Genomic DNA, 12,267 nt, shown 5'->3' with positions numbered 1-12,267 from the left:
ATGAAACAAGGACTGGGCTATCTGGCACTGCCGCTGCTGATGGCGGCCGCGTTCACGACTGGGGCACGTGCCGACGGCGAGACCATCGCCGTCTTCACCAAGAACCAGACCAATCCGTTCTTCCAGACGGTGCGGGTCGGCGCCGACAACATGGCGAAGACGCTGAACGCGAAGACGCTGCAGTACATTCCGACCAAGCCGGACTCGATTCCCGAGCAGCTCAGCCAGATCGAGGACGTCGTCGTGAAGAAGCCGAGCGCGATCGTGTTCACGCCGGTCGACTACAAGGCGATGGTGCCGGGGGTCGAGAAGATCAACGAAGCGAAGATCCCGGTCGTCAACATCACCGATCGCTCTGCCGGCGGCAAGTTCCTGTCCTTCGTCGGCGCCGACGATTACAGCCTTGGACTGGAGACCGCGCGCTTCCTGCTCAAGACTCTCGGCGGCAAGGGCAACATCGTCATCATCGAGGGCGTCAAGGGCTCGCTGACCAATGTCGACCGCGTGCGCGGCTTCAACGATGCGCTGAAGGAAGCGCCCGGCGCCAAGCTCTTGGCCTCGCAGCCAGGCAACTATCAGCGGCTCCAGGCGCTCCAGGTCATGGAGAATTTGATGCAGTCGAATTCGCAGATCGACGGCGTGCTCGCCGCCAACGACGCCATGGCAGTCGGCGCGATCGAGGCGCTCGACGGCGCCAACCGCAAGGCGCAGGTGATCGGCATCAACGGCACCAAGGAGGCGATCGACGCGATCAAGACCGGCAAGCTGCTTGCGAGCGGCGACTACAACGGATTTGCGCAAGGCTGCCTCGGCACCATGATGGCGATCCGGTCGCTGCGGAACCAGCCCGTGATCAGCGAGATCGTGCTGAAGCCGACCGTGATCACCAAGGACAATTTTGGGCCGTTCGACGTGCCGCTGGAGCAGCGGACCTGTCCGACCTTCGAGGACGCCGGCAAGCTCAGCGCGAAGTAGACGACCCGATCACAACAAGCCCGGACGGCCGCAGCCCGCGACCGTCCCAAGAACTGACGCAAGAAACGGAGACACGATGCTGTTCGCCATTCACGCCGTCGACCGCGCCGACGCGTTGCCGACCCGGCTCGCCAATTACGATGCCCACAAGGCCTTCCTCAGCGACACCTCGCGCTTCGGCGTCAAGATCGTGATGTCGGGACCGCTGGTCTCCGACGATGGCCAGACCATGATCGGCAGCCTGTTCCTGATCGAGGCTCCCGGCCGCGCCGAGGTCGAAGCCTTCAACCGTGCAGATCCCTTTGCCGCAGCCGGCATCTGGGAAAAGGTCACGATCACGGGCTTCCTGCGCCGGCAGGGATGAGCCCCTGCGGCGGTTCGTCGAGGTGACAGGCCACCCACTGCTCCGGTCCTGTGGCGCGAAGTACCGGCTCCTCGGTCCGGCAACGATCGAAGACGAAGGGACACCGGGTATGAAAGCGACAGCCCTTCGGCGGGTTGATCGGGCTCGGCACGTCGCCCTTGAGGATGATGGGATTGCGCTGGGCTCCGGGCTCCGGCAGCGGCACGGCCGAGAGCAGCGCCTTGGTATAGGGGTGCCTCGGCGCGGCAAAGATCTCGCGCCGAGGTGCCACCTCGACGATCTTGCCGAGATACATCACCGCCACGCGGTGGGTCATGTGCTCGACGATGGCGAGATCGTGGCTGATGAACAGCAGCGCGAGGCCGAACTCGCGCTGGAGATCCTGCAGCAGATTGACGATCTGCGCCTTGACTGAAACGTCGAGCGCGGAGACCGCCTCGTCGCACACGATCAGCTCCGGCTCGGCCGCGAGCGCCCGCGCAATGCCGATGCGCTGACGCTGGCCGCCGGAGAATTCGTGCGGCCTGCGGTTCAGCGCCTCGCGCGGCAGGCGCACCGTGTCCATCAGCGACGTGACACGGACCTCGAGGTCCTCCGCGGATTTGGCGAGGCCGAAATTGCGGATCGGCTCGGCGAGAATGTCGCGCACGCGCATGCGCGGATTGAGGCTCGAGAACGGATCCTGGAACACGACCTGCACGCGGCGGCGCATCTGGCGCATCGTGCTCGGATGCGCATCGTCGATGCGCTGGCCGTCGAGGACGACCTGGCCCGAGGTGATTTCGAACAGCCGCAAAATGGCGCGGCCGACCGTCGACTTGCCGCAGCCGGACTCGCCGACCAGCGACAAGGTCTCGCCGCGCGCGATCTCGAACGACACGCCGTCGACCGCATAGACGAATTCGGTTTGCCGCCCGAAGAGGCCCTTGTTGATCGGGAAATGCTTCTTGAGGTCGTTGACCTGGAGCAGCGGAGGACTCATGCCGCAACGGCTCCCTTGGCAGCGTAGTGACAGGCCGCGATGTGGCGCGGGCCCTTCTCTTCCAGTCCCGGCGCATATTGCCGGCAGACGTCGGTCGCAAGCGCGCAGCGGCCGGCAAAGACGCAGCCGGTGATGGGCTTGCGGAGATCAGGCACCTGCCCAGGGATCTCCGCAAGGCGAGTCGCGGTGCCCGCGAGCGAGGAGCCGAGCTTCGGCACCGCGCCAAGCAGGCCTTGCGTATAGGGATGGCGCGGCGAACGGAACAGCTCGGCCACCGGCGCCTCCTCGACCTTGCGGCCGGCATACATCACCATGACGCGCTCGGCGATCTCGGCGACGACGCCGAGATCGTGAGTGATCAGGATGATGGCGGCACCCACCCGACGCTTCAGATCCAGCATCAGCTTGAGGATCTGCGCCTGAATCGTCACGTCGAGCGCGGTGGTCGGCTCGTCCGCAATCAGAAGCTTCGGATTGCAGGCCAGCGCCACCGCGATCATCACGCGCTGGCGCATGCCGCCGGACAGCTGGTGCGGATATTCGCCGACGCGCCGTTTCGGCTCGGGAATGCCGACCAGGGTCAGCATCTCGACCGCGTGCGCCTCCGCCGCCTGCTTGTCGAGGCCCTGATGGATCATCAAGGTCTCGCGGATCTGGCGGCCGACGGTGAGCACCGGGTTCAGGCTCGTCATCGGTTCCTGAAAGATCATCGAGATGTCGTTGCCGCGGATCGCGCGCATCTCGCGGTCGGACAGCTTCAGGAGATCCCTGCCCGCGAAGCGGATGCTGCCCGCGATCCGGCCCGGCGGCTCCGGGATCAGCCGCATCAGGGACATCGACGTCACCGACTTGCCGCAGCCGGACTCGCCGACGATGGCGAGCGTCTCGCCTTCGTTGACATGGAAGGACACCCCGTCGACCGCGCGGTTGATGCCGCCGGGCGTGCGGAAATGGGTCTGGAGGTTCTCGACTTCGAGCAAAGCCATCGCGATCAGCCTCGATCCATCAGAGGCAACATCACAGGCTCTTGGCCATGCGCGGATCGAGCGCATCGCGAAGGCCGTCGCCGAGCAGATTCACGGCGAGCACGGTGATGGACAGGAACGCCGCCGGGAAGAACACGATGTAGGGCTTCACCTGCCAGAGCGCACGGCCCTCGGCCATGATGTTGCCCCAGGACGGGATGGTCGGCGGCGTGCCGGCGCCGATGAAGGACAGGATCGCCTCCGTGATCATGGCGCTGGCGCAGATATAGGTCGCCTGCACCAGCATCGGCGCAACGGTGTTGGGCAGGATATGGCGCAGGATGATCATCGGCGTGCGGGTGCCGCAGGCCACCGCCGCGTCCACATAGGGCTGTTCGCGCAAGGACAGCACGACGCTGCGGACGAGGCGCGAGACGCGCGGGATCTCGGCCACGGTGATTGCCAGGATGACGTTGCCGACGCTGCCGCGCGTCAGCGCCATCAGCGCGATCGCCAGCAGGATCGGCGGGATCGACATCAGCCCGTCCATGAACCGCATCAGGATGCCATCGGCCCAGCGAATGAAGCCGGAGACCATGCCGATGGCAAGGCCGATCGCCGACGCGAAGATCGCGACCGACAGGCCGACCGTGAGCGAGACGCGTGCGCCGAACAGCACGCGCGAATAGATGTCGCGGCCGAGCACGTCGGTGCCGAACCAGAAATCGGCCGACGGCGCGCGGGTGCGCTTGGCGGGCGCAAGCGCGGTCGGGTCGACCGTGCCGAGGTAAGGCGCAAAGACCGCGATCAGCACCAGCGTCAGCAGCAGCGCGCCGCCGATCGCGACCGTCGGATGGCCGCGCAGCAGGCCGACGAAGCCGCGCCGAATCCTGACCGGCCGCAGGATCTCGGGCAGTTGCGGCGCAAGGACGAGGCCGGCCGGAAGCGATTGCGGATTGACGGTGGTGTCGGTCAATAGCGGATCCTCGGGTCAACGAGCGTGTAGACGACGTCGATCATCAGATTGACGAGGACGTAGACGAAGCTGAACAGCAGCACGATGCCCTGGATCACCGGATAGTCGCGGCGCAGGATGGCATCGATGGTGAGGCGGCCGAGGCCGGGGATCGCGAACACGCTCTCGGTGACGACCGCGCCGCCGATCAGGAGCGCGATGCCGATCCCGATCACGGTGACGATCGGCACCGCCGCGTTCTTCAGGGCGTGGATGAACAGGATGCCACCCTGCCCGAGGCCCTTGGCCTTGGCGGTGCGGATATAGTCCTGCTGCAGCACTTCGAGCATGGCTGCCCGCGTGATGCGGGCGACGAGCGCGATATAGACGCAGCCGAGCGCGACCGCCGGCAGGATCAGGTTCTCGAGCCACGGCCAGAAGCCGGAGCTGAGCGGCGTGTAGCCCTGCACCGGCAGCCATTCCAGCTCCAGCGCGAAGATGTAGGCGAGCATGTAGCCGACCACGAAGACGGGCAGCGAGAATCCGAACACGGCAAAGCCCATGATGACGCGATCGATCAAGCTGCCGGCCTTCCATGCCGCCACCACGCCGAGCGGCACCGCCACCACGACCGTCAGCAGCAGCGTGACGATCATCAGCGACAGCGTCGGGCCGAGACGCTGCCCGATCATCGCCGAGACCGGCAGGTTGGTGAAGATCGAGGTGCCGAGATCGCCGTGCAGGATGCGCCAGACCCAGCTTCCGAACTGGACCAGGAAGGGCCGGTCCAGCCCGAGGCTCTGGCGGATGCGCTCCACATCCTCCGGGCTTGCCTGATCGCCCGCGATCACCACGGCCGGATCGCCGGGCGCGATGTAAAGCAGGCTGAACACGAACAGCGCGACGATTGCCATGACCGGCAAGGTCGCGGCGATGCGACGGAGGATGTAGGAGAGCATCTTGCTTCAGCGCACGATCATGCAGATTTCGACACGCCCCAGAAGAACGGCAGCGGCCCCTTGGTGACGCCGGAGACGTTCTTGCGCCAGGCGGTGTAGCTCAGGAAGAAGCCCGTGGGCGCGTAGACCACGTCGTCGAGCGCCGCCTTGTTGAGGCGACCGATGGCAGCCTTCTCCTCGTCGAGGCTCTTGGCCTCGAACCAGGACGCGACCTCCTTCTCGGTGCCGGGGCTGTTCGGCCAGCCGAACCAGGCCTTGTCGCCGTTGGCGCGGATGGCGGTGTAGGGAGCCGGATTGATGCAGTCCGCGCCGGCATGCCAGGTGTGGAACATGTTCCAGCCGCCCTGTCCCGGCGGCGTCTTCTGCGCGCGACGGGAGCCGACCGTGCCCCAATCGGTGGCGACGAAATCGACGTTCATGCCGAGCTTCTTGAGCAGGTCCGCGGTGACGTCACCCATTGCCTTGGTGATCGGCTGGTCCTGCGCCACGATGCAGGTCACCGGCTGGCCGGAATAGCCGCTCTCGGCGAGCAGCTTCTTGGCCGCATCGAAATCGCGCTTGCCCTTCAGGATCTCGCCACCGACTTCGCTGTAGAGCGGCGTCTCCGGCGTGAAGTAGCCGGGCAGCGGCTTCCAGAGCGCGTTGTCGTCGCCGACGATCGCGCGCATATAGTCTTCCTGGCTGAGCGCCATCAGCACGGCACGCCGCGCCCGCACGTCGTTGAACGGCGCGAACAGATGATTCATCCGGAACGAGCCGATATTGCCCAGCGGATCGCCGATGTCGACGCTGATGTTCTTGTTCTTCTTTAGGACAGGCACGAGGTCGGCAATCGGGTTTTCCCACCAATCGACCTCGCCGTTCTGCAAGGCAGCGGCGGCCGTGGCCGGATCCGGCATCACGATCCATTCGATGCGATCAAGCTGCATCTGCTTGCCGCCCGCGAGCCAGGACGCCTTCTCCTGCCGCGGCACGTAGTCCGCAAATTTCTCGAACACCGCCTTCGCGCCCGGCACCCATTCGCCCTTGACGAACTTCATCGGCCCGGAGCCGACATAGTCGGTGATCTGCTTGAACGGATCGGTCTGCGCGATGCGCTCGGGCATGATGAAGCCGCAAGGCGAGTTGTTCTTGGCCAGCGCGTAGAGCATCTTCGGGAAGGGCTGCTTGAGCACCCATTTGAAGGTGCGATCGTCGACCGCGGTCAGCTCCTGCTGCAGCGCCTTGATCATCAGACCCATCGGGTCGCGCGCCGACCAGCGCGTCAGGCTTGCCACGACGTCCTTGCTGAGCACCGGCTCGCCATCGTGGAACTTGAGCCCGGAGCGCAGCTTGAACGTCCAGGTCGTGCCGTCGTCGGTCACCTCCTCGGACTCGACCATCTGGCGTTGCGGCTTCAGCGAGGAATCGATGCCGTAGAGCGTGTCCCAGACCATCGCGGCGGCATTGCGCACGACATATTGCGTGCCCCAGATCGGGTCGAAATTGGCGAGATTGGCCTGCGGCACGAAACGCAGGGTGCGGGCCGCGGCGCCCTGAGCGATCGCCGGGGCCGACAGGCCGCCCGTCAATGCCAGACCGCCCGCGCCCGCCAACCCCTTCAATACCGTCCTGCGATCCATGAAGTCCTCCCAGTAATGCCGTGATGCCAGCTGTTCATTGGCAAAGGGCAAGTGAAACCGAGCCCATTTGCAAGCAAATGGTATGCCACTAAATGCGCCATCGCCAGTGGGATCTCACCGCCATTTGGGCTGATCCCGGCCTCAAAGAGCGGCCGCCAGGGCCGGCCCGGCCTCGAAATGCGGAATCCCCTCGACCAGCTTGCGCGTGTAGTCGGTCTTCGGATTATCGAACAGGGCCCGGCTCTCGCCCTGCTCCACGATGCCGCCGTTGCGCAGCACGATGGTGCGGTCACACAGCATGCGCACGACGTTGAGATCGTGGCTGACGAACAGCAGTGCAATGTCGTTTTCACGCCTGAGGCGATCGAGCAGCTGCAGCACAACCGCCTGCACCGAGACGTCGAGCGCGGCGGTCGGCTCGTCCAGCACCAGAAGCCGCGGCCGGCAGGCGATGGCGCGGGCAATGCCGACGCGGGCTTTCTGGCCGCCCGAGAGCTGATGCGGAAACCGCGGCAATAGATCGAGCGGCAAGCCCACCCGCTCGGCGCATTCTTCTACCCGTTTGCGCAGCCCCTCGCCGGCGCGCATGCCGTCCAGACGCATCAAGGGATGGGCAATGCAATCGAACGCCGTGAAGCGTGGGTTGAGGCTCTCGTTCGGGTCCTGAAAGACCATCTGGATGTCTTTGCGCAAGGGCGAGCGGTGGAAATCGCGCGCCGCCACGTGCCCGATCGACTGCCCGCCGAACACGATGTCGCCTTCGCTCGGATCGATCAGGCGGCAGATCATCCGCGAGGTCGTGCTCTTGCCGGAGCCGGATTCGCCGACGAGACCGACGCTCTCGCCGCCGGCCATCGTCATCGAGAAGTCGGCCACCGCGGCAGAGCCCTGATCGAAGCGCTTGGCGAGCTTCCGTACTTCCAAGAGCGGCGGCGTGCCGTGCGCCAGCGCAGGCCGTGGCTTGCCGAGAACGGCCGTATAACGCTCGCGCTCCTCCTCCGTCACGAGATCTTCGATCCGTGACGTCGCCGTCGGTGATGCCGCAACCAGGCGCCGCGTATAGGCGTGCTGCGGCGCGCTGAAGAGAATGCCGGGGCTCGCCTCCTCGACGATGCGGCCGCGCTCCATCACGGCGATGCGGCGGCAATAGCGCGCCGCAAGGCCGAGGTCGTGCGTGATCAGGATCGTCGCCATGCCGCGCGCGGCGGCAATGTCTGCCAGAAGATCCATCACCACCTTCTGCGTGGTGACGTCGAGGCCGGTGGTCGGCTCGTCCGCGATCAACAGCGCAGGATTGCAGGAGATCGCGATCGCGATCATGACGCGCTGGCACATGCCGCCGGAGAGCTCGTGCGGATAGGCGTTCATCCGCGCCTCGGGATCGCGGATCTGGACCGCCCGCAGCAACTCCAGCGCCTCGGCGCGCGCGGCCTCTTTCGAGATACGCTTGTGGGTGAGGATCGCGTCCGCGATCTGCAGGCCGATCGCACGGATCGGATTGAGCGCCGCCCGCGGGTTCTGGAAGATCATCGACATGGCGGTGCCCTGCAACTGTCGCAGATCATCGCCGCGGAGCTTGGTGACTTCCTGCCCGCGAAACAGGATCTTGCCGCCGGTGACGCGGCCGGCGGCATCGAGCAGCCGCGTCGTCGCAAAGCCGGTGACCGACTTGCCCGAGCCGCTCTCGCCGACGAGGCCGAGCATTTCACCGGCCTTGACGGTGAGCGTCACGCCGCGCACGGCCTCCACAATGCCCCGCCGCGTCGAGAACGAGACGTGGAGGTCGTCGATCCTGAGCAGGTCCTCGCTCATGTGCGCATCCGGGGATCGAGAATGTCCCGCATCCCGTCGCCGAGGAGATTGAAGCACAGCACCGCCAGCATCAGCGCAAGGCCGGGAAAGGCCACCAGCCACCAGCGTCCGGTCGAGATGAAGCGCGCTCCCTCTGCGACCATGATGCCCCATTCCGGCGTCGGCGGCTTGACGCCGAGGCCGATGAAGGACAAGCCGGCGGCATTGAGAATGGCCCAGCCCAGATTGAGCGAGATCTGCACCGCCATCGCCGGCAGGATGTTCGGCAGCAGGAAGCGCAGCACCACCGAGAAATGGCTCTCGCCGCAGGCGCGCGCGGCCTCAACCCAGCCGACATTGCGCCGGACGTTGACCTCGGCGCGCGCGAAGCGGATGTAGAAGGGAAGATTGATGATCGCGGTCGCGATCACGATGTTCTCGATCCGGTTGCCGAGAGCGGCGACCATCGCCATCGCCAGCACGAACAGCGGAAACGCCATCATCACGTCGACGAAGCGGCCGACGGCGCGATCGAGCCGTCCGCCGGCATAGCCGCAGAACGCGCCGACGACGGCCCCGATCACGAACGAGATGCCGACCGCGGAGACTGCGATGGCAAGGTCGAGCCGTGCGGCGATGATGAGACGGCTGAACACGTCGCGCCCGAGCTGGTCGGTGCCGGCAATATGCGCCGCGCTCGGTGGTAGCAGGGCCTCCGAGACGTTGGAGACCACCGGATCGTAAGGCACGATCCAGGGACCAAAGATCGCGACCAGGACGAACAGCGTCACGCCGGCCGCGGCCACCGCCGTGAGCGGATTGCCGCGCAGGATCCAGACCGAATGGCGGAGTGTGGCGCTGGTCATTCGATCGACACCCTGGGATCGGCGATGCCGTAGCAGATGTCCACGACGAGATTGACCAGCACGAACAGGCTGGCCATCAGCAGCACGAAGCCCTGCACCGGCGCATAGTCGGACGACAGCAGCGCATCGAGCGCATAGGAGGCCACGCCCGGCCAGGAGAACACCTTCTCCACCAGCACATTGGCGCCCAGCATGGTCGAGAACACGATGCCGGCGATGGTGATGACGGGCAGGATCGCGTTGCGGAGCGCATAGGTGACGACGACCTTGCGCCAGGACAATCCGACCGAGCGCGCGGTGCGCACGAAATCGCTGCCGAGCGAGACCAGCATCGAGGCGCGCGTGATCCGGGCCAGCGGCGCGATCACGAACAGCGCCATGCTCACCGCCGGCAGGATCAACTGCCTGCTGGCCGCCCACCAGCCCTCGACGTCGCCGGCGAGCAGGAAATCGATCGAGAGGAAGCCGGTGCGCTGCGGCGGCAGCGAGGTGAAGACGTCGATCCGCCCGGTCGGATCAGGCGCCAGCCCGAGCAGATAATAGAAGACGTAGATCAACAGCAGGCCCGAGACGAAGGTCGGCACGCAGACGCCGAGCGCGCAGAACAGCCGCACGCCGTGATCGATGATCGATCCCGGCCGCAGCGCCGCAATGACGCCGAGCGGCACCGCCGCGATCAGCGCGATCAGGAGTGCGGTGAAGGTGAGCTCCAGGGAGGCCGGCAGCCGCTCGCGGAGGTCCTTCAGCACCGGCTGGCCGGTCATCATCGAGCGGCCGAGATTGCCGTGGCCGATGTCGGAGAGATAGAACACGAGCTGCTCCGGCACGGATTTGTCGAGCCCCATCTGCTTGCGGATCTGCTCGATCTCCTCCTTGCCGGCATTGGGCCCCGAGGCGAAGAACACCGCGGGGTCGCCGGGCAGGACGCGCATCAAGAGGAAGGTGAAGACCAGCACACCGAACAGCGCCGGCAGCGACGACAAGAGCCGCCTGCCCGCCCGCACAATCGTTGCACCAAGACCGGTCGTCACCATTCAGTGTCCCTGCTGGCCGCTGATGTCACTTGCGGCTGACATCGCGATAATCCACCTGGCGATGGAACTCGTAAGTGTAGCCTTCGATCGACGGCGCCATCACCGCGTCCTGATTGGGTTGCCACAGCATGATTTGCGGCATCAGGTCGAAATGCATCGCGTTGAGCTTGCGGCCGGCTTCCTCGTACTTGGCCTTATCCGGCTCAAAGCGCGCCTCCTGCGCAATCGCCGCAAGGTCGGGGTTGTTGATCGAGCTGTAATTCCAGCGCTGACTGCCGGTGTAGAAGTTGCGGTAGAAATAGTCGGTCGACGGCAGCCAGGCGACGATCCCTTCGGTGAAGAACGGCAGCTTCTTCTCGTTGATCTGCGTCGACATCTGCGCGTCCGGCAGCTTCTGGATGTCGACCTTGATCCCGATCTTGCCAAGCGACTCCTTGACGAGGGCGGCCATCGGCTCGGCGGTCGAAGCCTGGCCGACGTTGAAGCTGAAGGTGGTCGAGAAGCCCTCGGGAAGACCAGCGGCTTTGAGGTACTCCCTGGCCTTGTCGAGATCGAGCTTCAGCGGCTGCTGGAACGGATAGATGCCGTTCGCCGGCTTGCCGTCCGCCCAGGTCGCGCCAAACAGGGGCGCCCCCCGGCCGAACAGAGCGGCCTTGAACATGTCGTCATAGGGCAGCGCGGAAGCGATGGCGCGGCGAACATTGACGTTGTCGAAGGGCGGGATCTGGTTGTTCATCGAGACGAAGGTGACCGCGTTGTATTGCGGCGTCGAGATCACCTTGAGCTTGCCCTTGGCCTCCAGCGACTGCACGTCGCTCGCCTGCAGGTCGAGCACGAGATCGGCATCGCCGCGTTCGACGAGGTTGGCGCGCGTCGCCGGCTCCGGCACCGACTGCACGATGACGCGCTTAAAGAACGCGGGCTTGTTGGCCGAGCCGCGGTTCCACTCCTCATTGCGCTTGATGATCACTTGCTCGCCGGGCTTGAAGCTCTCGACCGCATAGGCGCCACTGCCGGCGGTGTGCTCCTTCAGCCAGGCCGTGGCCCAGGGATCGTCAGCCGTCGCGTGCTCTTTTGCCACTTTCGAGTTGATGATCATCGGATAGACGGTGGCAAGATTAGGCAGCGCAAGCTTGTCCGGTTTTGGCAGCGTCACCTCGATGGTGAGGGGATCGATCACCTTGAACTGATCGGCTGACGTCAGCGAGCCCGTCAGCAGCTGCGCCTTGCCGAGGATCGGCGCGGTGACGCAGCGGTCGAGCGACCACTTCACGTCCTCGGCGGTGACGGGCGAGCCGTCCTGGAATTTTGCATCCTTGCGCAGGCGGAAGGTGATCTTCAGGCCGTCGGGACTGACGTCGTAGGATTCGGCGAGCTCGCCGGTGATCGTATCGAGATCGAACACCCATTTGCCGTTGAGCTGCTTGCGGCCGAACGCGACCAGCCGGTCATAGGTGCTCATGCTCAATGCGAAGGACTCGCGGGTCGAGCCGGGAATGTTGGGATCGAGCGTGTTGACGGAGGCGCCGGTGACGTAGCGCAAGGTCTCGGCCCGGGTTTGCGCCTGCGAAGGCGCGGCGGCGATGAGCAACAGCGCGGTGGTGGCGAGGACCGACGACGCCAACCTGAAAGACACAAAACGCATTGGTTTTTCCCTGAATTTCGAACGAGAACGCCAGCAAGGCAGGTTCAAAAAGAAGCAAGTTGCGCGCCAGTCTCACCGCGCGTTTTTGGGGACGCATCGTCGCGGCGGC

General features: G+C 65.4%; 11 protein-coding genes. 2 read left to right on the top strand and 9 right to left on the bottom strand.

Annotation, left to right across the window (positions count from 1 at the left end):
- Together AB7M16_RS33515 and AB7M16_RS33510 are read left to right on the top strand one after the other, a co-directional pair.
- Positions 1–975, top strand: a complete 975-nt coding sequence (locus tag AB7M16_RS33515; protein WP_453946570.1) for a sugar ABC transporter substrate-binding protein — start codon at positions 1–3, stop codon at positions 973–975.
- A gap of 76 nt (positions 976–1,051) precedes the next feature.
- Complete coding sequence (locus AB7M16_RS33510) at positions 1,052–1,339, top strand: YciI family protein (RefSeq protein ID WP_453946569.1); 288 nt, start codon at positions 1,052–1,054, stop codon at positions 1,337–1,339.
- On the opposite strand, the gene AB7M16_RS33505 is transcribed toward AB7M16_RS33510, so the two are convergent.
- The 9 genes from AB7M16_RS33505 to AB7M16_RS33465 all read right to left on the bottom strand — a co-directional run bounded on the left by AB7M16_RS33505 (position 1,311) and on the right by AB7M16_RS33465 (position 12,158).
- Positions 1,311–2,321 (bottom strand): ABC transporter ATP-binding protein, encoded by a 1,011-nt coding sequence (locus AB7M16_RS33505; RefSeq protein ID WP_453946568.1) that lies wholly within the window; start codon positions 2,319–2,321, stop codon positions 1,311–1,313. The genes AB7M16_RS33510 and AB7M16_RS33505 overlap by 29 nt on opposite strands.
- Entirely contained in the window at positions 2,318–3,307 is a 990-nt protein-coding gene (locus AB7M16_RS33500; RefSeq protein ID WP_453946567.1) for an ABC transporter ATP-binding protein, read from the bottom strand. Before AB7M16_RS33500 ends, AB7M16_RS33505 begins: the two co-directional genes overlap by 4 nt.
- A gap of 31 nt (positions 3,308–3,338) precedes the next feature.
- Positions 3,339–4,262 carry an ABC transporter permease gene (locus tag AB7M16_RS33495; protein WP_453946566.1) on the bottom strand — a complete coding sequence of 308 codons (924 nt, stop codon included), beginning with the start codon at positions 4,260–4,262 and terminating at the stop codon, positions 3,339–3,341.
- Positions 4,259–5,200: an ABC transporter permease gene (locus AB7M16_RS33490; RefSeq protein WP_453946565.1), complete on the bottom strand. Its 942-nt coding sequence runs from the start codon at positions 5,198–5,200 to the stop codon at positions 4,259–4,261. Before AB7M16_RS33490 ends, AB7M16_RS33495 begins: the two co-directional genes overlap by 4 nt.
- A gap of 17 nt (positions 5,201–5,217) precedes the next feature.
- Complete coding sequence (locus AB7M16_RS33485) at positions 5,218–6,822, bottom strand: ABC transporter substrate-binding protein (protein WP_453946564.1); 1,605 nt, start codon at positions 6,820–6,822, stop codon at positions 5,218–5,220.
- A gap of 141 nt (positions 6,823–6,963) precedes the next feature.
- Positions 6,964–8,634 (bottom strand): nickel ABC transporter ATP-binding protein NikE, encoded by a 1,671-nt coding sequence (gene nikE / locus AB7M16_RS33480; protein ID WP_453946563.1) that lies wholly within the window; start codon positions 8,632–8,634, stop codon positions 6,964–6,966.
- The gene (locus tag AB7M16_RS33475) at positions 8,631–9,479 is read right to left on the bottom strand and encodes an ABC transporter permease (RefSeq protein WP_453946562.1); all 849 of its coding nucleotides are present in this window, start codon (positions 9,477–9,479) and stop codon (positions 8,631–8,633) included. The genes nikE and AB7M16_RS33475 overlap by 4 nt, the downstream gene beginning before the upstream one ends.
- Entirely contained in the window at positions 9,476–10,510 is a 1,035-nt protein-coding gene (locus tag AB7M16_RS33470; RefSeq protein ID WP_453947294.1) for an ABC transporter permease, read from the bottom strand. Before AB7M16_RS33470 ends, AB7M16_RS33475 begins: the two co-directional genes overlap by 4 nt.
- Positions 10,511–10,538: 28 nt before the next feature.
- On the bottom strand, positions 10,539–12,158 hold the full coding sequence (locus tag AB7M16_RS33465) for an ABC transporter substrate-binding protein (protein ID WP_453946561.1): 1,620 nt from the start codon (positions 12,156–12,158) through the stop codon (positions 10,539–10,541).
- Positions 12,159–12,267: the final 109 nt, after the last annotated feature.

Source organism: Bradyrhizobium sp. USDA 372 (genome assembly GCF_053629095.1).
The sequence above is the reverse complement of the archived record's forward strand: the minus strand, read 5'-3'. Positions and strand labels throughout refer to the sequence as shown.